The organism is Archangium lipolyticum (genome assembly GCF_024623785.1).
Taxonomy (GTDB): Bacteria; Myxococcota; Myxococcia; order Myxococcales; family Myxococcaceae; genus Archangium; species Archangium lipolyticum.
In genome coordinates this window covers 615,449-638,580 of sequence record NZ_JANKBZ010000003.1, presented here as the reverse complement: position 1 = coordinate 638,580, position 23,132 = coordinate 615,449, and the positions used below count along the sequence as shown (strand labels likewise).

At 67.5% G+C, this 23,132-nt stretch carries 20 protein-coding genes and 3 tRNA genes; 17 read left to right on the top strand and 6 right to left on the bottom strand.

The genetic code is table 11. From position 1 onward, the window contains the following. Nucleotides 1-69 precede the first annotated feature (69 nt). From NR810_RS09705 to NR810_RS09650, 12 genes are all read left to right on the top strand, one after another. On the top strand, nt 70-1,176 hold the full coding sequence (locus tag NR810_RS09705; RefSeq protein WP_257450715.1) for an AI-2E family transporter: 1,107 nt from the start codon (nt 70-72) through the stop codon (nt 1,174-1,176). 76 nt (nt 1,177-1,252) lie between these two features. After that, nucleotides 1,253-1,975, top strand: a complete 723-nt coding sequence (locus NR810_RS09700) for a uracil-DNA glycosylase (protein ID WP_326522494.1) — start codon at nt 1,253-1,255, stop codon at nt 1,973-1,975. Nucleotides 1,976-2,063: 88 nt separating this feature from the next. After that, a tRNA-Val gene (locus NR810_RS09695) sits at nt 2,064-2,135 on the top strand. Between the two features lie 74 nt (nt 2,136-2,209). Further along, nucleotides 2,210-4,141: a threonine--tRNA ligase gene (gene thrS / locus NR810_RS09690; protein WP_257450515.1), complete on the top strand. Its 1,932-nt coding sequence runs from the start codon at nt 2,210-2,212 to the stop codon at nt 4,139-4,141. 58 nt (nt 4,142-4,199) lie between these two features. After that, nucleotides 4,200-4,973, top strand: coding sequence for a translation initiation factor IF-3 (gene infC / locus NR810_RS09685; protein ID WP_257450513.1), 774 nt, complete (start codon nt 4,200-4,202; stop codon nt 4,971-4,973). A 96-nt stretch (nt 4,974-5,069) separates the two neighbouring features. Next, nucleotides 5,070-5,279, top strand: coding sequence for a 50S ribosomal protein L35 (gene rpmI / locus NR810_RS09680; protein WP_257450511.1), 210 nt, complete (start codon nt 5,070-5,072; stop codon nt 5,277-5,279). Between the two features lie 85 nt (nt 5,280-5,364). Next, entirely contained in the window at nt 5,365-5,712 is a 348-nt protein-coding gene (rplT, locus tag NR810_RS09675) for a 50S ribosomal protein L20 (RefSeq protein WP_257450509.1), read from the top strand. A 151-nt stretch (nt 5,713-5,863) separates the two neighbouring features. Next, the gene (gene pheS / locus NR810_RS09670; RefSeq protein WP_257450507.1) at nt 5,864-6,913 is read left to right on the top strand and encodes a phenylalanine--tRNA ligase subunit alpha; all 1,050 of its coding nucleotides are present in this window, start codon (nt 5,864-5,866) and stop codon (nt 6,911-6,913) included. After that, nucleotides 6,913-9,324, top strand: a complete 2,412-nt coding sequence (gene pheT, locus NR810_RS09665; protein ID WP_257450505.1) for a phenylalanine--tRNA ligase subunit beta — start codon at nt 6,913-6,915, stop codon at nt 9,322-9,324. The genes pheS and pheT overlap by 1 nt, the downstream gene beginning before the upstream one ends. 111 nt (nt 9,325-9,435) lie before the next feature. Next, nucleotides 9,436-9,879 (top strand): integration host factor subunit alpha, encoded by a 444-nt coding sequence (locus NR810_RS09660; protein ID WP_257450502.1) that lies wholly within the window; start codon nt 9,436-9,438, stop codon nt 9,877-9,879. A gap of 104 nt (nt 9,880-9,983) precedes the next feature. After that, nucleotides 9,984-10,060, top strand: a tRNA-Pro gene (locus NR810_RS09655). 72 nt (nt 10,061-10,132) lie between these two features. Then, nucleotides 10,133-10,209 (top strand) — tRNA-Asp (locus NR810_RS09650). Nucleotides 10,210-10,325: 116 nt separating this feature from the next. On the opposite strand, the gene NR810_RS09645 is transcribed toward NR810_RS09650, so the two are convergent. Genes NR810_RS09645 through NR810_RS09635 form a run of 3 tightly spaced genes read right to left on the bottom strand, consistent with a single transcriptional unit; the run spans nt 10,326 to nt 15,510 of the window. Further along, nucleotides 10,326-11,729, bottom strand: coding sequence for a family 2B encapsulin nanocompartment shell protein (locus NR810_RS09645; RefSeq protein ID WP_257450500.1), 1,404 nt, complete (start codon nt 11,727-11,729; stop codon nt 10,326-10,328). Nucleotides 11,730-11,775: 46 nt separating this feature from the next. Continuing rightward, nucleotides 11,776-13,182 (bottom strand): family 2B encapsulin nanocompartment shell protein, encoded by a 1,407-nt coding sequence (locus tag NR810_RS09640; protein ID WP_257450498.1) that lies wholly within the window; start codon nt 13,180-13,182, stop codon nt 11,776-11,778. 3 nt (nt 13,183-13,185) lie between these two features. Beyond that, complete coding sequence (locus NR810_RS09635) at nt 13,186-15,510, bottom strand: family 2 encapsulin nanocompartment cargo protein terpene cyclase (RefSeq protein ID WP_257450496.1); 2,325 nt, start codon at nt 15,508-15,510, stop codon at nt 13,186-13,188. Between the two features lie 333 nt (nt 15,511-15,843). Between NR810_RS09635 and NR810_RS09630 the strand changes: the two genes are divergently transcribed. Genes NR810_RS09630 through NR810_RS09620 form a run of 3 tightly spaced genes read left to right on the top strand, consistent with a single transcriptional unit; the run spans nt 15,844 to nt 19,213 of the window. Continuing rightward, nucleotides 15,844-16,677, top strand: coding sequence for an SAM-dependent methyltransferase (locus NR810_RS09630; protein WP_257450494.1), 834 nt, complete (start codon nt 15,844-15,846; stop codon nt 16,675-16,677). A gap of 30 nt (nt 16,678-16,707) precedes the next feature. Beyond that, the gene (locus NR810_RS09625; RefSeq protein ID WP_257450492.1) at nt 16,708-17,157 is read left to right on the top strand and encodes a hypothetical protein; all 450 of its coding nucleotides are present in this window, start codon (nt 16,708-16,710) and stop codon (nt 17,155-17,157) included. 37 nt (nt 17,158-17,194) lie between these two features. Then, complete coding sequence (locus NR810_RS09620) at nt 17,195-19,213, top strand: amidohydrolase family protein (protein WP_257450489.1); 2,019 nt, start codon at nt 17,195-17,197, stop codon at nt 19,211-19,213. 94 nt (nt 19,214-19,307) lie between these two features. Here NR810_RS09620 and NR810_RS09615 read toward each other — a convergent pair whose 3' ends face one another. Next, entirely contained in the window at nt 19,308-20,081 is a 774-nt protein-coding gene (locus NR810_RS09615; protein WP_257450475.1) for a PPC domain-containing protein, read from the bottom strand. Nucleotides 20,082-20,363: 282 nt separating this feature from the next. On the opposite strand from NR810_RS09615, the gene NR810_RS09610 reads away from it, so the two are divergent. Both NR810_RS09610 and NR810_RS09605 read left to right on the top strand, forming a co-directional pair. Beyond that, complete coding sequence (locus tag NR810_RS09610; RefSeq protein ID WP_257450473.1) at nt 20,364-20,561, top strand: mersacidin/lichenicidin family type 2 lantibiotic; 198 nt, start codon at nt 20,364-20,366, stop codon at nt 20,559-20,561. 131 nt (nt 20,562-20,692) lie between these two features. Continuing rightward, on the top strand, nt 20,693-21,406 hold the full coding sequence (locus NR810_RS09605; protein WP_257450471.1) for a hypothetical protein: 714 nt from the start codon (nt 20,693-20,695) through the stop codon (nt 21,404-21,406). Nucleotides 21,407-21,495: 89 nt separating this feature from the next. On the opposite strand, the gene NR810_RS09600 is transcribed toward NR810_RS09605, so the two are convergent. After that, entirely contained in the window at nt 21,496-22,056 is a 561-nt protein-coding gene (locus NR810_RS09600) for a cysteine hydrolase family protein (protein WP_257450711.1), read from the bottom strand. Nucleotides 22,057-22,103: 47 nt separating this feature from the next. Next, on the bottom strand, nt 22,104-23,123 hold the full coding sequence (locus NR810_RS09595) for a deoxyguanosinetriphosphate triphosphohydrolase (protein WP_257450468.1): 1,020 nt from the start codon (nt 23,121-23,123) through the stop codon (nt 22,104-22,106). Nucleotides 23,124-23,132 lie beyond the last annotated feature (9 nt).

Here is a 23,132-nt window from a genome sequence, read left to right as displayed (position 1 = left end):
CTGGTCGGTCCTGGCGGGGCGTCGCAGCGGGCCCCCGAGCCCCAGGCGCGGTCCGTTCCGGCGGAGCCCGTGCTCTCGGAGGGAGAGCTCTCCGAGGCCGAGGCCCGGCGGGTGGACTTCGCCTGGTCGCTGGGCATGGTGGGCTCGTTGGCGCTGGTGTTCGCGCTGCTGTCGGTGTTCGGCGGCGTGGCGGTGCCGGTGCTGCTGGCGCTCGCGACCGCGTACGTGCTCAACCCGATCGTCACCGTGCTGGAGCGCCGGGGCCTCAACCGCACCCTGGGGACGGGCGTGGTGTTCACCGGGAGCGTGCTCCTGATGGTCGGAGCGGTGCTGTACCTCATCCCCGTGTTCCGGGAGGAGGCGGCCAAGCTGCCGGACTTCTTCGTCCGGGCGAGTGAGCAGGTGGTGCCGCAGGTGGAGACCCTGCTGGGGCGTCCGTTGCCGGACCTGCTGCGGCAGCGCATGGCGGAGCTGGGAGGGCGGGCCTCGGAGCTGCTACAGAGCGCGGGCCCCACGGCGGCGCGGCTGGTGGCGAGCTTCGCGGGCAACACCGCCCGCTTCGTGGCCACGCTGCTGGGCCTGATGGTGGTGCCGGTGCTGGCCTTCTTCTTCGTGCAGGACTACCCGCACCTGGTGGGGCTGGTGAAGGGGCTGGTGCCGCGCCGGGCGGTAGGGCTGGTCAGCCGCCGCTTCTCCGAGGTGGACGACGTCCTGTCCGCCTTCGTGCGGGGCCAGGTCACGGTGGGCGCCATCCTCTCGGTGCTCTACAGCACGGGCCTGGGGTTCGCGCGCATCGACATGGCGATCGTCATCGGCGTCATCGCCGGGTTCGGCAACATGGTGCCCTACCTGGGGACGGCCCTGGGCGTGGTGCTGGCGCTGCTGGGGCTGATGTTGTCCTGGCAGGGGGCGTGGCAGATCGCGGTGGTGGCCGGCACGTTCCTGGTGGCCCAGATGGCCGAGGGGCTCGTCATCACCCCCAAGGTGGTGGGGGACAAGGTGGGCCTCTCGTCGGTGTCCGTCATCATCGCCATCCTGGCCTTTGGCGAGCTGTTCGGCTTCACGGGCATCCTGCTCGCGGTGCCCACGACGGCCATCCTCAAGGTGGTGCTGCGCGTGGTGGTGGAGCGCTACCAGCGCACGGCGCTCTATACGGGCGAGGGACGCGGCCCCTGAGGCGTCGACAAGCCCCTGGCCGTCCAGCGGAGCGGACGGTGGCGCAGGGGCGGGGAGCGGCGCTAGGGAAGGGGCCGTGGCCAAGAGCAATGAAGTGGGAAAGGGCGCCGCGGAGCTCGCGCGCCTCCAGGAGGAGATCGTCACCTGCCGGGCCTGCCCCCGGCTGGTGGAGTGGCGGGAGCAGGTGGCCCGTGAGAAGCGCCGGGCCTTCCGCGACTGGACGTACTGGGGACGGCCGGTGCCCGGCTTCGGGGACCCGAGGGCGGAACTGGTCATCATCGGGCTGGCGCCGGCGGCGCATGGGGCTAACCGGACCGGACGCATGTTCACCGGGGATCGCTCGGGGGACTTCCTCTTCGCCGGGCTGCACCGGGCGGGTTTCGCCAACCAGCCCCGGAGCGAGCACCGGGAGGATGGTCTCGCGCTGACGGGGGCCTACATCGTCGCGCCGTGCAAGTGCGCCCCGCCGGACAACAAGCCCCTGCCGGAGGAGCTGGCCCGGTGCGCCCCCTTCCTGGACCGCGAGATGGCCCTGCTGCCCACCCGGGTGGTCCTGACGTTGGGGGCCATTGCCTGGAACGCGACGCTCGCCTGGCTGGAGAGGGCAGGGGGGTCCATCCCCACGCCCCGGCCCGCGTTCGGCCATGGGGCGGAGCTGGCCCTGCCCGGGGGACCGGTGCTCCTGGGCTGCTACCACGTGAGTCAGCAGAACACCCAGACGGGCAGGCTCACCCCGGCCATGTTCGATGCCGTGATGGCCCGGGCCCGGGTGCTGATCGAAAATCGTCAGGGAACATGAGTCACCGCTGTCGCTGTTTCCTTGACAGTCGCGGGGCGCCCGCTGTATTTCCCGCCCGCCTTCGACGACGGAAGTCCCGGCGGCGAACGGGTCGTTAGCTCAGCGGTAGAGCACTACCTTGACACGGTAGGGGTCAGTGGTTCGATCCCACTACGACCCACTTCAGCACAGCGGTTCACCAGCGGGCGGCAAGGCTGATCAGCCTGCCGCCCGCGTCTTTTTCCGAGGTCTCGCATGGCGGATCAGATCACGGTGACTCTCCCCGATGGCAGCCAGAAGCAGGCGCCTCGGGGGACGACCATCGCGGACTTCGTTCGCGAGAGCATCGGGGCGGGCCTGGCCAAGGCCGCGCTCTTCGCGCGCGTGAATGGCCAGGACATGGATCTGGCGCGTCCGCTCGACGAGGACGTGAAGCTGCAGATCTTCACCTCCAAGAGCCCCGAGGGCCTGGAGCTCATCCGGCACGACGCCGCCCACGTGGTGGCCAGCGCGGTGCAGCGCCTCTTCCCGGGCACCCAGGTGACCATCGGCCCGGCGACGGAGGAGGGCTTCTACTACGACTTCTTCCGCGAGAAGCCCTTCACGCCCGAGGACCTCGAGAAGATCGAGGAGGAGGCCAACAAGGAGATCGCCAAGAACCTCCCCTTCGTCCGGACCGAGGTGTCCATGGACGACGCCATCAAGCTCTTCGAGGAGAAGGGGGAGAAGTTCAAGGTCGAGATCGTCAAGGACATCGCGGCCAAGGGCGCCAAGACGCTGACGCTCTACACCCACGGCGAGTGGGTGGACTTCTGCCTGGGGCCCCATGCGCCCAGCACCGGGAAGATCGGCGTCATCAAGCTGCTGTCCACCAGCGGGGCCTACTGGCGCGGAGACCATCGCAACCCGATGCTCCAGCGCATCTACGGCACGGCCTTCTTCGACAAGAAGGCGCTCCAGGAGTACCTCACCCGGATGGAGGAGGCCCGCAAGCGCGATCACCGCAAGCTGGGCAAGGAGCTGGATCTCTTCCACTTCCACCAGTTCTCGCCGGGCGCCGCCTTCTGGACCCCCAAGGGCACCACGCTCTACAACACCCTGGCCACCTTCATGCGCCGGCTGACGAACGAGACCGGCTACGTGGAGATCAAGACCCCACTGCTCTTCAACAAGGGCCTGTGGGAGATCAGCGGCCACTGGGGCAAGTACAAGGAGAACATGTTCCTCGTGCTCGACAGCGAGTCCGGGGAGCATGACTTCTCGCTGAAGCCGATGAACTGCCCCAGTCATCACATCTACTACGGCTTCAAGAAGCACAGCTACCGCGACCTGCCCCTGCGCCTGCACACCCAGGACGTGCTCCACCGCAACGAGGCGGCGGGCTCGCTGGGCGGCCTCACCCGCGTGCGCCAGTTCTGCCAGGACGACGCGCACATCTACTGCATGGAGAGCCAGATCGCCGACGAGGTCCGGCGCTTCGTGCAGCTGCTGGATCGCGTCTACAGCGCGGTGGGCCTCAAGTACGCGGTGAAGCTGTCCACCCGTCCCGAGAACCGCCTGGGCACCGACGAGCAGTGGGACCGCGCCGAGGGCGGCCTCAAGAGCGCCCTGGAGAGCCTGGGCCTGCAGTACGAGCTCAAGCCGGGCGACGGCGCCTTCTACGGCCCGAAGATCGACTTCGACGTGTCCGACAGCATCGGCCGCAAGTGGCAGCTCGGCACCATGCAGCTGGACTACCAGGCCCCCGAGCGGTTCGACCTCACCTACGTGGGCGACGACAACGCCGAGCACCGCCCGGTGGTGCTGCACCGCGCCATCTACGGCTCCTTCGAGCGCTTCATCGCCATCCTCATCGAGCACTACGCCGGTGCCTTCCCGGCCTGGCTGGCCCCGGTGCAGGGCATGCTCGTCACCGTGGCGGACCGCCAGATGGACTACGCCCGCAAGGTGCGCGACCAGCTCCGGGCCAAGGGCTACCGGATCGAGCTGGATGAGCGCGGCCTCACACTCAACGCGAAGATCCGCGACGCCCAGATGCAGAAGATCCCCTTCACCCTCGTCATCGGGGACAACGAGGTGGAGGGTGGGGCGGTGTCCCCCCGGCGTTACGGCGGCGAGGACCTCAAGACCATGAAGCTCGAGGCCTTCGAGGCTCTCCTGGAGAAGGAAGCCGCCTGGCCGTCGTGATGTCACTGGGAGTCACGGACCTCTGAGGGCTCTTGACTCCCTGGGGCTGGCAAGTATCTTGCCCCTCTTCCGAGGGGGGTACCTACTCCCACTACTGGAGGGCTTTCACATCGCTCGCGACCAAAGAACGAATCGCCGTATCCGTGCTCGGGAGGTCCGTGTCGTAGGACCGGAAGGCGAGCAGCTCGGTGTCCTTTCGATCGAACAGGCTCTGGATCGTGCTCAGCAAGCGGGTATGGACCTCGTCGAGGTCAACCCGATGGCCAAGCCGCCGGTCTGCAAGATCATGGACTACGGCAAGTTCAAGTACGAGGAGAAGAAGCGGGCCTCGGAAGCCAAGAAGAAGCAGGTCGTCGTCCACCTGAAGGAAGTCAAGCTCCGCCCCAAGACGGAGGAGCACGACTACGAGTTCAAGGTCCGCAACGTGCGGCGCTTCCTCGAGGACGGGGACAAGGCGAAGATCACCATCATGTTCCGCGGCCGTGAGATCACGCACAAGGAACTGGGCTCCGCCATCCTGGACGACGTCATCAAGGATTTGAAGGACGTGGCGGTGGTGGAGCAGATGCCGCGCATGGAAGGGCGGCAGATGTTCATGATCATCGCCCCCAACCCGAAGGTGGCGCAGCGGGCGCGAGATCTGGCCCGGCAGCAGGCGGCGGCGGCGGAGGCGGCGGCGAAGGAGGGTGGCAAGAAGCCCGAGGGCAAGTCCGAGGCGAAGCCCGAGGGGGCTCCGGCTGCTGCCCGGCCCGAGGGGCAGGCGGCCACTCCTGCTCCGGCGGCTGCTCCCGCGACGGGCGCTCCGGCGGCACAGTCTGGCGGGACGAAATAGTTGGACCTGGCTGTCGGCTTCCAAGCCGTCGGCCCTTGACACACGCTGACGGCGATTCGCTGCGGCGGATTGGTAGTGAAGGAAGGAATCGGCACCATGCCCAAGTTGAAGACCCGTAGCGGCGCCAAGAAGCGCTTCCATGTGAAGAAGTCCGGCCAGGTGAAGTTCGCCAAGGCCTTCGGCAAGCACCTCTTCACCCATGCCAAGTCCCAGAAGCTCAAGCGGGAGCACCGCGGCACCGGGCACCTGAAGGACATGGATGCCAAGAAGGTGATCAAGGAGCTCTTCCCCTTCGGGGCGAACTAGCAGCACGCAGTAAAGAGGGCCCTGGCGGTGCGGCCATGTGCTAGTGCCGGGGGTTCGAACACCTCGCAGCAGTCAGGAGTCAGCAATGCGCGTCAAGAAGGGTTTCAAGGCTCGTCGCCGTCGTAATCGGATTCTGAAGCTGGCCAAGGGTTACCGTGGCCGCCGCAAGAACTGCTACAAGCGGGCCAACCAGGCCGTGGAGCGCGCGCTGGATTACGCCAGCCGTGACCGCGCCACGCGGAAGCGCAACTTCCGCTCCCTGTGGATCGTCCGCATCAACGCGGCCGCCCGCACCGTCGGTCTTTCCTACTCCCGGCTGATCGCCGGTCTGGCCAAGAACAAGGTCGCCCTGGATCGCAAGGTCCTCGCCGACATGGCCGTGGCCGATCCCGCCGGTTTTGCCGCCGTCGCCAACATCGCGAAGGCGGCCTGAGAATGAGGGCCGGCCCGAGGGGCCGGCTCCGAGAGCGAGCGGTCGCGGTCTCCCTGGGAGGCCGCTTCCGTTCGCGGGTTTGAAACGGGCTGCCCCTGAGGGCGGCCCTTTTTTTTGCCCCGGCCCGGCCGGGGAAGGGAGGCGAAGTCCCATGCGAGACCGCTTGCAGGCGCTCGCGGACGCGGCGCGGCGGGAGATCTCCGTCGCCTCGGATCCGTCCGCGGTGGAAGCACTCCGAATCCGCTACCTCGGCAAGAAGGGTGAGCTGTCCGGTGTCCTCGGGGGCATGGGCAAGCTGCCCCCCGACGAGCGCCGTGCCCTCGGCGAGGTGGCCAACCAGGTGAAGGCCGAGATCGAGAAGCTCCTGGCCGACGCCATCCAGCGCGTGGAGGAGGCGGCGCTCGAGGCCGAGCTGCGTGGCCCCAGGCTGGACGTGACGCTGCCCGGCCGCGCCGTTGCCCCCGGCAGCCGCCATCCGGTGTCCCGGACGATGGAGGAGATCGTCCGCACCTTCCAGCGGCTGGGCTTCGAGGTGGCCCACGGGCCGGAGATCGAGCTCGACTACTTCAACTTCGAGGCGCTCAACCTCCCGAAGGACCACCCCGCGCGCGACATGCAGGACACCTTCTACGTGGACGAGGCCTCGCTGGGCCACGCGAAGAAGGCGGACAGCCCGGTGCTGCTGCGCACGCACACGTCCCCGGTTCAGGTGCGCTTCATGCTCAACCGCAAGCCGCCGTTCCGCGCCGTCATGCCCGGCCGCGTCTACCGGCGCGACTCGGACATCACCCACACGCCCATGTTCCACCAGGTGGAGGGCCTGCTGGTGGACAAGGACGTCAGCTTCGCCGAGCTCAAGGGCACCCTGGACGCCTTCGTGAAGGCCTTCTTCGGCTCGGACACGCGCACGCGCTTCCGCCCGTCCTTCTTCCCCTTCACCGAGCCCTCGGCCGAGGTGGACATCTCCTGCACCTCGTGTGGCGGCAAGGGCTGCCGCGTGTGCAAGCAGACCGGCTGGCTGGAGGTGCTCGGCAGCGGCATGGTGCACCCCAACGTCTTCAAGTACAGCGGTTATGACCCCACCGAGGTCACCGGGTACGCGTTCGGCATGGGCGTGGAGCGCATCGCCATGCTGCGCTACCGCATCGACGACCTGCGGATGATGTTCGAGAACGACGCGCGCTTCCTGGAGCAGTTCTGATGAAGATCTCGGTCAAGTGGCTCGGAGACTACGTGGCGCTGCCGGCGTCCGTGGAGGAGCTGGCGCGCAAGCTGACCGCCGTGGGGCTGGAGATCGAAGGTCTCGAGCGTCCCGGCGAGGGTCTGCGCGGCGTGGTGGTGGCGCAGATCCAGGAGTCCGTCCAGCACCCCAACGCGGACAAGCTGTCCGTCACCAGGATTGACGCGGGCGGCCCGGAGCCGCTCCAGGTGGTGTGCGGCGCCAAGAACTACAAGGTCGGCGACAAGGTGCCGCTGGCCACCATCGGCACGAAGCTGCCCAACGGCGTGGAGATCAAGCAGGCGCCCCTGCGCGGCGTGGACAGCTTCGGCATGCTCTGCTCCGCCAAGGAGCTGGGCCTGTCCGAGGACGCCGCCGGCCTGCTCATCCTCCCGCCGGAGCTGAAGCCCGGGACGCCCATCGCCGAGGCGCTCGGGCTGGATGACGTGGTGCTGGAGGTGAACGTCACCCCCAACCGGCCGGATGCCCTGTCGCACCTGGGCGTGGCCCGGGAGGTGGCGGTGGCCACCGGGGGCACGCTGCGTCCGCCCCAGCCCAAGCTGGCCGAGTCCGGTGCGCCCACCTCCGAGAAGGTGAAGATCCGCATCGAGGATCCGGTGCGCTGCCCGCGCTACGCGGCCCGCGTCATCGAGAACGTGAAGATCGGTCCTTCGCCCCAGTGGCTGCAGGACCGGCTGAAGGCTTGTGGGGTGCGCCCCATCAGCAACGTGGTGGACGTCACCAACTTCGTCCTCCTCGAGTACGGCCAACCGCTGCACGCCTTCGACCTGGACCGGGTGGCGGGCCAGGAGATCATCGTCCGCGCCGCGAAGCCGGGCGAGAAGATGACCACGCTCGATGGCAAGGAGCGGGCGCTGGAGCCCGAGGACCTGCTCATCTGCGACCGGGACCGGGCCCAGGCCCTGGCCGGCGTGATGGGAGGCTCGGACAGTGAGGTGAGCGCGGGCACCACGCGCGTGCTGCTCGAGTCCGCCCACTTCCAGCCCTCGAGCATCCGCCGCACGTCCAAGCGCCACGGTCTGCACACCGAGGCCTCCCACCGCTTCGAGCGTGGGGTGGACATCGACGCCACCATCGCCGCCGCCGACCGGGCCGCGGCCCTCATCGCCGAGCTGGCCGGTGGCACGGTGGCTCCGGGCCGGGTGGACGTGTATCCGAAGCCCCAGCCGCCGCGCCGGGTGACGCTGCGCTACGCCCGCGTGGAGAAGGTGCTGGGCGTGGCCATCTCCGAGCCCGACTGCCGCCGCATCCTCGGCACCCTGGGCTTCCAGGCGGTGGAGGAGGGGAGTGGGCAGACCACCTTCGAGGTGCCCCGGGCCCGTGTGGACGTGGAGCGCGAGGAGGACCTGTTGGAGGAGCTCGCCCGCGTCCACGGCTACGACAACATCCCCGCCCGGCTGCCGCGGGGGCTCGCCGAGCTGGCTCCCGAGCCGGCCGCCTCCGAGGCCGAGCGCCGCACCCGCCAGGCCCTGTCCGGAGCCGGGCTGAGCGAGGTGGTGAACTACTCCTTCGTCGCGCCGCGCACCCTGGAGGTGCTGGGCGGGAAGGAGCAGCCGGTGGCGCTCCTCAACCCGCTGAGCGTGGAGCAGTCGGTGATGCGCACCAGCCTGCTGCCGGGCCTGCTGGAGAACCTCTCCCGCAGCGTGCGGCACCAGGTGGACAGGGTGGCCCTGTACGAGACGGGCCGGGCCTACTTCCGCGACCCCGAGGGCGGGCAGGGCCAGCGCCCGGCCACCCGCGAGGTGCACCGGCTCGCCGGCCTCGTGTGGGGCCTGCGCGGTGGGCGCACGTGGACGCAGAAGGACGCGCGGGCGGACTTCTATGACGCCAAGGGCGCGCTGGAGTCCGTGCTGCACGCGCTCCACGTGGAGGGGGTCCGCTTCGTCCCCGCCGAGGCCCCGGCCTTCCATCCCCGCGCCTGCGCCCGGGTGGAGCTGGCCGACGGCACGGTGCTGGGCCACGTGGGGGAGCTGCACCCCCGGGTGATCAAGGGCCTGGAGCTGCCTCGGGACGTCTTCGTCTTCGAGGTGGATACCGCGCCCCTGTACTCGGCGGCCCGGCTGGTGCCGGCCTGGGGAGGACTGCCCCGCTTCCCCGCCGTGCTCCGGGACCTGGCCGTGGTGGTGCCGGTGGAGCTCCAGAACGACGAGGTCCGCCGCGTCATCCTGGAGGTCGGTGGTGCCCTGGTGGAGGACGCCCTCATCTTCGACGTCTACACCGGCAAGCCCATCCCCGAGGGCCGGAAGAACCTGGCCTACGCCATCCGCTACCGCTCGCCCGAGCGCACCCTCACCGATGCCGAGGTGAGTGCCGCGCACCAGCGGATCATCACCGAGGTCAACCAGCGCCTGGGTGGCGCACTGCGCGCCTGAAGGTTGGGTGACTGCGGGAAAACCTGAGTGAAACCGGTGGGTTGACAGCTGTCGGGGAAGGCTGTCACAGTCCGCCGGGTTCACGGCACAGAGGGGCGCGAAGGTACTCGCATGACCAAGGCGGACATCATCGAAGGGGTCTACGAGAAGGTCGGCTTCTCCAAGAAGGAGTCGGCGGAGATCGTCGAGCTCGTCTTCGACACCTTCAAGGAGACGCTCGAGCGCGGGGACAAGATCAAGATCTCGGGTTTCGGGAACTTCCAGGTGCGTCAGAAGAAGGCGCGCGTGGGTCGCAATCCCCAGACCGGCAAGGAGATCGAGATCTCGGCCCGCCGGGTGCTGACCTTCCGGCCGAGCGCGGTGCTGAAGGCCGCCCTCAACGGCGAGCAGATTCCGGAGAACCACTCCGAGCTGGATGCCGCGGAGGACGCGGCGGCCGACGCGGCCGAGGCCGCCGGGCTGGATCCCGAGGATCTGGACGAGGCCCTGGAGGAGATGGAGGAGATCGAGCCCATGAAGGCCTCGGTGGGCGGAATGAAGGCGAAGGCCGAGTGAGTTTTTGAAGGGCCGCCCGATCTCGTACTTGACCTGAGAAACGGGTAGGGGCATAAGGCAGCCCATCTCGACGGCGCCGAACGGCACCGGCGGGAAGCAAATCTCGGGGCGTAGCGCAGCCTGGTAGCGCACTTGCTTGGGGTGCAAGTGGTCGCTGGTTCAAATCCAGTCGCCCCGACCATCGAAGGCCCTGGAGTTTCACTTCACGGTGGGCTCCAGGGCTTTCATCTTCTCCCGAGTGGGGAAGTGCTGTGGGGAGTTAGTTCAGTTGGTTAGAACGCCGGCCTGTCACGCCGGAGGCCACGGGTTCAAGTCCCGTACTCCTCGCCAAGAAGAAGGGCCTGGAATCCAGAGGGAAACCTCGAAGATTCCAGGCCCTTCGCCTTTTCTACCCACCTGTTCTTTCCCCGCGTCGTGGAGGGGCCCCCCGGCCCCCCCGGGAGACCTCAGCGTCCGAGCTGGATGTTCTCCAGGACTCCGAGCGCATCCGGGATGAGGACGGCCGCGGAGTAGTAGGTGCTCACGAGGTAGGAAGCGATGGCCTTCTCGTTCACGCCCATGTGGCGCACGGAGAGGCCCGGCTCCACCTCGTCCGGGATGCCGGTCTGGCGCAGGCCGACGACTCCCTGATCGTCCTTCCCGGTGCGCATCACGATGATGGAGGTGGTGTTCTCCCGGGTGATGGGGATCTTGTCGCACGGCAGGAGGGGGACGTTGCGCCAGCTCATGAACTTCCGGCCCTCCACCTCGACGGTGGACGGGTAGAGCCCGCGGCGGGTGCACTCCTGTCCGAACGCGGCGATGGTGCGCGGGTGGGCCAGGAAGAAGCGGTTCTTCTTGCGCCGGCTGAGCAGGTCGTCCAGGTCATCGGGCGTGGGCGGCCCGCTGCGCGCATGGAGGCGGTGTTTGAGGTCCGCGTTGTACAGCAGCCCAAAGTCGCGGTTGTTGATCATCTCGTTCTCCTGCGCCTCGCGCAGGGCCTCGATGACCAACCGCACCTGCTCCTGGACCTGATTCATCGGGCCGTTGAACACGTCCGCGACACGGGTGTGCACCCGGAGCAGGGTCTGCGCCAGGCTCAGCTCATACTCGCGGGGCTTGAGGTCGTAGTTGACGAAGGTCCCCGGCAACGCCGGCTCGCCATGATGGCCCGCGGCGAGCTGGATGGCTGCCTGCCCCGCCTTGTCCTGGGGCTTGCTCATCCGCTCCTTGAAGCGTTCGACGTGCGCGGCCAGCCCCGGGTTCTGCTGGATGATGTTCCCGAACACCCGCTCCGGCATCATCATCGCCGTGACGGGGGTGATGGCCTTGACCGTGAACTTCCACTGGTCGTTGGCCTCCACCACCGCCTGGTCCCCGAAGTGGTCGCCGTCGGCGAGCACATCGAGGATGACGTCGTCGCCGTACTGGCCCTTGCCCAGCTTGTTGGCCTTGCCGTGGGCGATGAGCACCACGTGCTCGGCGGGCTTGCCCGCCTCGACAATGAGCTCGCCCGCCTTGAACTCCCGCTGGATGAACTGGCCCGCCAGCGTGGACAGCACGGTGACGTCGGTGAAGCCGCGCAGCAGCGGCAGCTCGGTCAGCTCCTGGGGAATGATCTCCACCCGGGCCCCGACGTTGCTGAAGCTCAGGCGGCCGTCACCGGGAGTGTAGGTCAGGCGCCGGTTGACGCGGAACGTGCCACCCGGTACCTCGACCCACGGCAGCATGCGCAGCAGCCACCGGGGGGTGATTCCATGCATCTGCGGCCGCGACTTGGTCGTGGTCGCCAACTGACGGGCAGCGAGCGTGCTCAAGCTCAGCTGCTGCTTCTCGTTCTCTTCGCTGCCCGTCTTCATCGTATTGGCCATGAGGTGTGCCTCGGCTCCATCCGGACCGGTTCAGACCGCCCCGGTGCTAGGTGCGACCAATCTCCACGCTCTCGAGGATGCCGAGCGCGTCGGGGATGAGCACTGCCGCGGAGAAGTAGGTGCTGACGAGGTAGGAGATGACGGCCTGATCGTTGATGCCCATGTAGCGCACGTTCAGGCTGGGCTCGATCTCGTCGGGGATGCCCGCCTGGTGCAGGCCGATGACGCCCTGGTTCTCCGCGCCCGTGCGCATCAGGAGGATGGAGCTGGTGCGCGTGTCGCTGATGGGAATCTTGTTGCTGGGGAAGATGGGGATGCCGCGCCAGGCGGTGACCTGGTGGCCGCCCACGTCCACGCTGCCCGGATACACCCCGCGGCGGCTGCACTCCTGACCGAACGCGGCGATGGCGCGCGGGTGGGCCAGGAAGAAGGAGGGATCCTTCCACACCGTGGCCAGCAGCTCGTCCATGTCATCCGGCGTGGGAGGACCGCTGCGGGTGTGCAGGCGCTGCTTGAGATCCGCGTTGTGCAGCAGGCCAAACTCGCGGTTGTTGAGCAGCTCGTGCTCCTTGAGTTCCTTGAGCGCCTCGACGGTCAGACGCAGCTGCTCCTCGGTCTGGTTCATCGGATCATTGAAGAGGTCGGCCACGCGGGTGTGGATCCGCAGCACCGTCTGGGCCACGCTCAGCTCATACTCGCGGGGCGAGGTCTCGTAGTCCACGAAGGTGCCCGGCAGCACGGGCTCGCCATGGTGGCCCGCCGCCAGCTCGATGTCCGCCTGGCCCGACGTGTCCTGCTTCTTGCTGGCCAGCAACTTGAACTCGGCGATGTGCTTCTGCAGCGACGGGGACTGCTCGACCACCGTCTCGAAGTCGGACTGCTTGAGCATCAGCACCGTGACGGGGGTGATGGCCTTGACGGTGTACTGCCAGTAGTCCTGCGACTCGAGCAGGGCCTGGTAGCTGTAGTGGTCGCCGTCGGCGAGCACCTCGAGCACGGTGTCATCGCCGTACTTGCCCTTGCCAATCTTGTTCACCTTGCCATAGGCGATGAGATAGATGGCGTCGGCCTCCTGGCCGGCCTGGGTGATGACGTCTCCGGGCTTGAACTCCCGCTGCACGAAGCGGTCCGCCAGGGTGGTCAGCACGGTCACGTCGTCGAAGCCGCGGAGGATCGGCAGCTCGGTCAGCTCCTGGGGGATGACCTGCACCTTGGCGCCCGTGTTGTAGAAGGTCACCCGGCCGTCGCCAATGGCATACGTCAGGCGCCGGTTGAGGCGGAACACGCCGCCGTTGACCTGCACCCAGGGCAGCAGCTTGAGCAGCCACCGGGACGAAATGCCCTGCATCTGGGGCACCGACTTGGTCGTCGTCGCCAGCTGGCGTGCCGCGGCCGTCCCCAGGCTCATCTGCTGCTTGTTGGCTTCCTCGACCAGCTTCTGGATATTCGCCATGACCTACCTCTTTCCTTCCGTCTGAAGACCGTAACCCGCTGCATGACCCGTCGATGAGGGCCGGTGACCGCTGAAGAGTGACGCGAGACGCGCCGCCGAGGTGCCCCGTCCCAGGGGCCCCTTGAGGTGTCGCAGGTACCGCCCGGGCGTCCGGCTCTGGCGCAGCTCGGCTTCCTTGTAGCGGTCCACCGTCTGGTGCCAGATGAGCACGCCCGCCATCCACTGCTGGAGCTTCTCCACGTAGCCGTGGAGCTTCTTCTTCGCCTCCTCGCTCAGGCTCATGCCCTCGCAGAGCCTGGGCAGGTCGTTGGCGACGATGTGCTCGAACTGCTCCATGCGAGCCGTCATCAGGTTGTTGACGACCTCCACCGCCCCCGGCTTGTCGAGCTCGAGGAAGTGCTGGACGACGAGCACGATGTTGTGGAGCTCCCCCTCGTACTCGATCTCCTTCTGGTACGAGAAGACGTCGTTGGTGAAGCAGGCGTAGTCCGCGGCCGAGTTCTCGAGCGCGCGCATCGGCGTGGTCTTGAAGATGTCCGCCGGGAGCCCGTGGCCCTCGGCCAGCCGCGACAGGCTCATGGTGAGGTCCGAGCCGAACGTCTTGCGGCGCATCTCGACATAGTCGACCGGATCCGGGACGCGGTTCTGGATCTGGTTGGCCAGCTCCCACAACCAGCTCTCGGTCATGTCCAGGATGGCCTTGCGGAACTGGTTGCGCGCCTCGGGCTCCATGGGGCCAGCGGTGCGGGCCCAGATGTCCGCCAGGCCGGCCTCCACCGGGTTGGTGGGGAGGGTGGGGAGGGTGCCGGGCTCATCCGGCATGAACAGGAGCAGCCGGGCGTTGAAGACCTTGGCCCCCGCCATGTCGCGGCTGTATCCGTAGAGCGCCGGAAAGTAGTCGTCCGCGTAGGTTCCCCAGACGAGCCAGCAGGCCGTCAGGTCGAGCTCGGGGCCGGTCGCCGCCGGGTGGATGAGCGCACCGCACAGGGCCACGTCGGCGACATCGAAGATGTGGTCATTCCAGATGCAGACGCCCGGCAGGCCCGGCAGCGACTCCAACATCCCCATCCGGCGCGCCCAGTCCTTGGAGTGGCGCCGCGCGGCATCCAGGTGGGCGTTCTGCCGGGTCGAGTACGGCATGTAGAACGAGGGCAACTTGACCGGGCCCACGTGCTGGTAGGGCAGGTGGGTGTAGTTCTTGAACCGGGTCAGTCCCAGGGCGTCGGGGGACAGGCGGAAGCCCGAGGTGCCCAGGCCCGAGGGTCCCAGGGACAGGCCCCCGAAGAGCCCCCCCGAGGTCTCCGAACCCTTGTTCATGTAGCGGCTCGAGCGCATGTGCCACTCGTGGCCGCCAGACTGCCAGTCCTGGAGTCCCCGGATGTAGGTGAGGACGTTGGCCTGCTCGACCGGAGTGATGCCGTGCTCCTGGAAGAGCGAGGGGAGTTCGGTGAGGGCGGTGTTCTCAAACTGCTGCAGCCGCGACGTGAGCAGCTCATTGGTGAGATCCGCGGCGCGCTGCGTGTCGATGTTCAGGAAGCGCTCGAGCACCAGGACGCAGTTGGACAGCTCACCCTCCTCGAGGATCTCGCGCTCGTAGGAGAACAGGTCATTGCGCAGGTGCACGCCATCGGAGAAGGCGTCCTTGAGGACGCGCATGGGACGCGACTCGGCGATGCGGGCCGGGACCTCGGCGAAGACGGCATGCTCCACGAGGTTCGCCGACCAGGGCGCCCCACCCACCTTGCGGCGCATCTCGATGTACTCGATGGGGTTGGCGACCCGTTGCTCGCTGATATTGGCCAGCTCCCACATGGACTCGTCGAGCAGCGCCTGGGTGTTCGCGAAGAACCGGCGCCGCCAGTCCACGGACTTGGAAGGGACCGTGCGCATCCACAGGTCGATCAGCCCCCGCTCCACCGGATTGGTCGGCTTGGGCGGGGTGGCGGACAGCTCGATCGGCATGAATAACGGCAGCCGGTCGAGGTACTCCTTGGCTCCCTTCAGGTCCTTGGAGCGCTTGTAGAGCTCGAGGAAGTGATCGTCGAAGTAGAAGACCCAGACGTACCAATCGGTCACCAGGTCGAGCTCCGGACCGGGCGCCTCGGGATGGGTGTACGCGCACAGCAGCGCGTAATCCATGGCATCGAACTTCGCCTCACTCCAGACGTCCGGCGTCTTGTCTTCCTTGGGCGGGTCGAGGATCCCCATCTCCCGCGCCCACGCCTTGGAGTGCACCCGGGCGCCTTCGAGGTTCGGGTTCAGGCGTGCCGGCCAGGGGACGTAGAAATCTGGCAGTCGAAAAGGTTGTTTTCCTTGCGCCGCAGCCATTCATACACCTCGTCGAGTTCTCAACGCTTTTAGAGGTGGTGTCGCGGACCAACAAGTTTTTGCCCTCCGCCGAGAGCGGATTGCACGCTGTAGGTTCGAGCTTCGCGGCGATCAAGCCACCGCCCTCGAGAGGAGCCGGGCAGGAGCAGGAGAAGATTCTGTCGACCCTGCTCGGCATGAAGATTCGCAGAAATCGCGGTACGCAGACAGATGCCAAGAATTCGCTTGATTCACTTGGGGTGAAGAATTTACATTTTCAAGCTCAAGCGCGTCGAGGTGAGCGCCAAGGGGGCGAAGAGCCGACGTTACGAGGCAATCCCATCAGGAACCACAATGACGATCCAAAAGACCCAACCGACTCCCGCCGACGTCGGCCGCTACTACGACCAGATGGGGCCGTTCCTCGCGACGCTGCTCGGTGAAAACATCCACGTCGGTTACTGGTCCGGCCCGGAAGACCAGAGCTCGGGTGCCGAGGCGCAGGATCGGCTCACCGACATGATGATCCAGAGATCCCGGCTCGGTGCTGGCCAGCGGCTGCTCGACATCGGGTGCGGCACGGGCCGGCCCACGATTCGGCTGGCGCAAGCAACGGGGTGCTCGGTCACGGGGATCAGCGTCAGCGCCATGCAGATCGAACAGGCGAACGAGCGGGCGCGGAAGGAAGGGGTCTCCGACCGGGTGGGCTTCCAGGTCGCCGACGCCATGGAGCTGCCATTTCAGGATGCCTCCTTCGACGCCGTGTGGGCTTTCGAGTCGCTGCTTCACATGCCCGACCGGGCGCAGGTCCTCCGCCACGCGTTTCGTGTGCTTCGCCCCGGTGGCGTCCTGGTGTTGACGGATATGACAGAGCAGCACCCGCTGACCGATGACGAGCGGACGCTGGTGTACAGCGGGCTCATGCTCACCTCGCTGCTGCGGTTCCAGGAGTACCCACCGCTGGTCGAGGCCGCGGGGCTCTCCGTCACGGAGTCCCTCGACATCACTTCCAATACCCGCAAGGCGATGGTTGGGACCGACAAGCTCATCTCCAAGGAGCAGGACCAGCTCAGCGCGGCGTACGGAAAGGATTTCCAAGCGATGACGCTCGACCTCTGGCTGAAGATCGCGGCCATCTACACCGACAAGCTGGGTTATCTTCTGCTCGCGGCCGTCAAGCCGGCGTGACAGGTATCTCCAACAGGAGTCTCGAAATCCATGAACATGAAAGTTTTCAGCGGTCAGTTCGTCATCAGGGGCGTCGCAGTCCTCTTTCTCGGTGCCTGTGGTGGCACGGAGCCCATGTCGGCAGCGCTCTCCCAGGCCACCACGGCCGGACTCACCGAGGCACCCACCGTCACCACGCTCTCCTGTAGGCGCGACCGCCACATCACGGATACCTATTCTTGCCTGGCCAGTGGCAGTGGTGGCTCTGGCGCACTGACGCCGCTTTGGCAGTACTCGGTGACTGCTCCGGATGGCCGCGTGTGGACGGACAGCTGGCGCGAGGGGCCGTGGTTGGAGCTCTTCCCCTGCAACTACATCGCGAACGACGACACCACCTCACCGAGCGAAGTGGTGCGCATCGATTTCAAGGTCCGTGACAGCGCGGGCGTGGAATCAGGGGTCGAGAGCACCACGTTCCGTTGCTATCACTACCCCTGGTAGCTCGGGAGCCATCAGGCCCGCTGGGGATGAGGGGACGATGATGAAGAAGGCATGGGCCTTGGGGCCCTGGGTGCTGGCGGGACTCTGGCTCTCGCTGGCCACGAGCGCGGGGGCCGCGACCGAGCGCAGCACCGTGTTGCTCCTGGGCAACGTCGCGGGGCACCAGCAGGTGGAGTACCTCCCCGAAGGAGAGGTGAGGGTCCACTACGAGTTCAACGATCGCGGGCGGGGACCGGTGCTCGATTCGACGTTCCACGTGAGCGCGAATGGCACGCTGGTTTCCGCCGAGAGCCGTGGCGTCGACTATCTCAAGGCGCCCGTCGACGAGCGCTACTCCGCCACCGGCGCATCCCACCACTGGAAGAGTTCGGCCGGGGAGGTGCGGCGCGAGGTCTCCGGGCCCGTCTTCTACCTGAGCCTCGAGTCCCCGCCCGAGGAGGCCGTACTGCTCATCCGCGCGGCGCTCCGGGCGCCCGGGCAACGGATGGCCCTGCTGCCCTCGGGCGAGGCCCGGGTCGCCGCTGTCGGTTCCCTGACCGTCAAGGGCAAGGCCGGCAGCCGGCGCGTGCGGCTCTACTCCCTGAGCGGGCTGGACCTCACTCCGAGCTATGTGTGGCTCGATGAGCAGCAGCGTTTCTTCGCCAGCGTCTCGAGCTGGATGAAGGTCGTCCGCGAGGGCTTCGAGGATACCCTGGAGCAGCTGGATGGATACCAGGAGGCCGAGCAGCGCCGTCTCGCGCGGGCGCGGGCGCGCGCCCTCACGACGAAGCTCGACCGTCCGCTCGCCATCACGCATGCCCGCGTCTTCGACCCGGGAACGCTCACGGTGGCAGAGGACCAGACCGTGCTCGTCACCCAGGGCCGCATCTCGGCCGTGGGCCCCTCGGCGAAGCTGGTGGTGCCTCGCGACGCGCGGATCCTCGATGCTCAGGGCCGCTTCCTCATGCCGGGCCTCTGGGACATGCACGTTCACATCACGGAGGGGGCCGATGGTCCGCTCGCCCTCGCGGGGGGGGTGACCACGGTGCGCGATCTCGCCAACGAGGACCGCACTTTGACGGCGCTCATCCAGGAGATCGAGGCCGGTCACGACATCGGACCACGGGTGATCAAGGCCGGTTTCATGGATGGCCGTAGTCCGTACTCGGGGCCGACCCGGGTCTTCGTGGACAACGAGGAGGAGGCGCGCACCGCCATCGACAACTACGCGGCCGGGGGTTACGAGCAGATCAAGATCTACAGCTCCATCAAGCCGGAGCTCGTCCCGACGCTCGTGCGCCTGGCCCATGCGAAGGGCCTCCGGCTCAGTGGTCATGTGCCGGCCTTCATGACGGCGCGGCAGTTCGTCGAGGCTGGCGCCGATGAGATCCAGCACATCAACTTCCTGGCGCTCAACTTCCTGTTCGACCGGGTGCAGGATACGCGCACGCCCGCGCGTTTCATCGCCGTGGGAGAGCATGCCGCCACGTTGGATCTCGGCTCGCCCGAGGTGCGTGCCTTCCTCGCGCTGCTGCGCGAGCGGGGCGTGGTGGTGGACCCGACGGTGTCCATCTTCGATGACATGTTCCACGACCAGCCCGGCCACTGGAACGCGGGTCTGAGCCCGATTCTCGGCCGCCTGCCGCCCACCCTGCAGCGGCGGCTGGGCTCGGGCGGCGGCGGGCTCCCGGATGTGGCGAAGCAGCCCGAGCGCTACCGCGACTCCTTCCTTCGCCTCGTCGAGCTCGTGGGGCTCCTGCATCGAAGCGGCGTGCGCATCGTCTCGGGCACGGACAACCTCTCCGGCCTGTTCCTGCCGCGGGAACTCGAGCTCTACGTCGCCGCCGGCATTCCGCCCAGGGAGGTGCTGCGCATCGCCACGCTGGGCAATGCCGAGGTCGTGAAGCGCGACAAGGAGTACGGGCGCGTGCTGCCCGGCTATGTCGCCGACCTCATCCTGGTGGACGGCGACCCGACCCTGCTCATCAGCGACCTGCGCAAGGTGCGCCACGTCATCCGTGGCGATCGCCTGTACGAGAGCGCGGCCCTGTTCCGCTCGGTGGGCATCGCGCCCTGAGTGGAGGAGTCGCCTGGCTCAGTGGCGCGGGCCCATGGGCCCGCGCGCCACTCCGCGGGCGGGCGGAAGCCCCCGGCGCGTCCGCCAATGGCGTTTACTTCTTGAGCACATCCACGCGCAGATTGCAGGCATAGGAGTTGCTCATACCTTCGACCATGACGTAGGTCTTGCCCGCCACGGGGTTGATGATGGTGCAGACCGCCGGCAGCGTGGAACTGTCCCGTGTGCAGTCCACCGCGCTCGGCACCGCGGGCGCGTCACCCTGGCGCACGTAGAGCTTGAACTGGCCTGTCGGTCCGAACGGCTGGGTGGCCGTCACCTGCAGTCGGCCATAGCCGGCTGGCACGTCCACCTCGTACACCGTCCGCGACAGCTGGTTGCCCTGGATGGGCACCTGCGTCGCAAGCGCCAGCGGGTTGCTGTAGTAGGCGTGCAGCGTGACGTTGGAAAACGGCTCGTAGCCGTAGACAAGGACGTAGTAGGGCTGATCGCCCTCAACGTCGGTGGTGTACACGCAGTTCTCCGTGGTACCCGCCGCATCGCTCGAGCAGTCGTAGTCGGTGAACGTGGGCTCGGCGAACCGCTTCACGTAGAGGTCCGCGTCTCCGCTGCCACCGCGGAGCGTGAAGCTCAGCTTCGCCGCAGGCGCCGGATTCACCACGCGGAAGCTCTGCACCGAGCCCAGCCCGCCCGATACCGTCACCGCATAGCCGTTGTAGATTTCCGTGCTGAGCGCGCTCGACCGGGACAACAGTTCCGGAGCCACCTGCGGTGCCACCTTGCCCTCAGCCCCTGGAAGTGACTCGCCACAACCGATGCCGAACATCGAGACCAGGGCCACTGCCGAGACCGCGCGCGTGAGGTGCATGAGCGCTCCGTTTTGGATGAAGCGCGCAGGGTAGAGAGTGGCTGGTGCCGCGTGTATGCCAAATTTCTGCAACGCAATCATTCGTCACATATCTGTGACCCGCAGCCTCCGGAAGTCCTCGCCCGTTCCATCGCCTCATTCGTCGCGGTGGTGCGCGGGTCCCACAGACTGACATTCACCGCGAACATCCTGCACCAGCAGCTCGGCACCCCTCGCGGCCTCACAAATGGAGCAGGCAGGCTCTACCTTGATGCCCACTCGAGGGCACCAAAGGAGAAAGCCATGAGCAGCAAGGAAATGATCATCCGAGCCTGGAAGGATCCGCAGTACCGGGCGAGCTTGTCCACGGAGGCGCGTGCGACGATACCGGAGAACCCCGCGGGCCCGTCGTGGGCGGAGCTCGGAGATGCGGAGCTGGGCATGGCCACGGGAGGGAACATGCTCCTCCTCTTCTGGCTTTTGGAAAAATCCGCTCACTGAGGCCGCACCGCTCCGTGAGGCCACGACACCATCGACCACCCGGCCGCCCTGGCCGCGCTCCGTGCCTTGTTCCCTGTCCCGGACAAGTAGGGGCGTCGGTCTGGCGTGGGCGTTGCACCATGCTGGGGCCCATGACCCTTCCGACTTCCAGGTGGTGCGTGTCGCTGTTGCTGTGCATGGGGCTCGTGTTTCCCGGTGTGAGCCGGGCCGCCCAGGAGGAGTCCGCTTTCCCCATCGTGGCGGAGGAGCGCGAGCTTCCCGGGGCCCAGGATGATGCACCGCGACGCTTGATGACGGAGGAGGGGGACGAGGACGACTCGGGCGAGCCCGTGCGTTCGGGAGCCCCCCGGGGCGTGCGCATCCTCGCGGAGGTGGGTGGAGGACTGGTCACCTCGGCGGCCCTGGGGATCGCCGGTGGGCTCACGGGCGGTCTGCTCTGCGTAGGCTCCGCCAATGACGACATCGACAGGCTCGTCTGCCTCATTCCCGCCGGCCTGGGTGCCCTCTTGGGCGTGTCGATTGGCCTCCCCCTGGGCGTGTGGTGGGCGGGGGAGGTCGTGGGCGGCAATGGCTCTCTGCTCGCCACGTTCGCGGGCGGCCTGGTGGGAACGATCGCGGGCGGGGTGGTGCTGGGCGTCGCCGCGGCTCGGGCCTCGAATCAGGGAGGGGAGCTCTCACCTCTGGCCGTGGCCAGCCTGCCGATGTTGGGCATGGCGGGCTGCGTCGTCGGGTACGAGCTGTCCCAGCAGGAGCCGCGCCGGTGGGCGGCGCGCGGGGGAAGGCTCCAGCCGCTGCTGGCCGTCACTCCGAGCGGCGCGGTGCTGGGGCTGAGCGGCCTGTTCTGAGTGGCGCGGGTGTGCACGCCCTGGCGCATCGGTGTGCACGTTGCAGTTCACGCTGGTGCCGAAGGCACGGGGCGTCTCCTCCCGCCCGCCTATGCTTCGAGGTCGGCGAGCACGTCGGCCAACACCCGCACCCGGCCGAAGTAGCGCCCCATGTTCCGCAGGCTCATGGCGTGGGCGTCCGGGTCGGTGGAGGCGCAGAGCTCGGGGACGGTGACCATGTCGAAATCACGCATGAACCCATCCCGAACCGTCGTCTCGACACAGACCTGGGTGAGCACGCCTCCCACCAGGAGGGTCTGAACCCCCTGAGCCCGTAGGATCAGCTCCAGGCTCGTCTGGTAGAAGGCGCTGTACCGATGCTTGGTCACAAAGCGATCCTCGGGGGCTGGCGTGACTGCGTACAGCTCCGCTCCCCAGGTGCCCGCATGACAGTTCGGCGCCTTCCCCTTGCTGCGCGAGCGCCAGGCAAGGGAGTCCGTCCAAGGTCCATGCTCGGTCACGACCCACAGGACCGGTATCGCTGCCTTGCGGCAGGCCTCAGCCAGGCACTGGATTGCGTGAGCGGTCGCTTCCATTCCCACGGGTACACCGTGCCGCCGAACGCTGTCGCCCTCCGGGTGGCAGAAGTCGTTCTGCAGATCGACGATCACCAGGGCACTGTGCTGTGAGTGAATCGGGCCGTTCACGATGACGCCCCCTAGCAGGTGGGCAGGAACAGGCGCTGGTAGAGGGCCATCGCGGAGCGGTCGGTCATCCCCGAGATGTAGTCGGCGACGGCCTTGGGTGTCTCTTCGGCCAGGATGGCGCGTCCGAGGCCCGCCTCCAGGCCCGCACGGTCCTGGCAGAAGTGACGGTAGAGGCGGGCGACAACCTCCATCGCCTTGTCCTCCTCGACCCTGGCCCGCGAGCCCGTGTAGACGCGCTTGACCACGAAGGCTCGCAGCTCGAGGAAGGGCTCGTGGATCGCCTCGCTCATGCGGATGAACTCGTAATCCGCCGAGCTGGTCGTGACCAGGTCACGGATGATCGTGGCGATCCGGTCTCCCTTCTCCGGGCCGAAGACCCGGGAGATGAAGGGCGGCAGCTCGTCCTCGCGCAGGATGCCCGCCCGAACGGCGTCTTCGAGGTCGTGGTTGAGGCACGCGACGCTGTCGCAGATCTTCACGATCTGCCCCTCGAGCGTCGTTGGCGTGCCGCTGCTCGTGTGGTGGAAGATGCCGTCACGCACTTCCCAGGTGAGGTTCATGAGCTCGAGCGTCTGCGCGACGCGCAAGCTCTGCTCGTTGTGCCGGAAGCCGCCGGGCTGACACAGCTCGTCGAGCACGTGCTCGCCCGCATTCCCGAAAGGCGTGTGGCCAAGGTCGTGCCCGAGCCCGATCGCCTCCACCAGGTCCTCGTTCAGCCCCAGCGCGCGGGCCACGGTACGGGAGATCTGCGTGACTTCCAGCGTGTGGGTGAGCCGCGTGCGGTAGTGGTCGCCCTCGGGGGCGATGAAGACCTGGGTCTTGTGCTTGAGCCGGCGGAAGGCCTTGCTGTGCAGCATCCGGTCCCGGTCGCGCTGGAACTCCGTACGCACCGGACACGCGGGCTCGCTCTCATCCCGCCCCCGCGACTCGACCGACCGAGCAGCCCGCGGATGCAGGATTGCGGCCTCGATGGCCTCCTGGCGCTCGCGCATGGCTTGGGTCGGGGAAGTTCTGATCTCGATGCCGGGCATGGCTCTCCT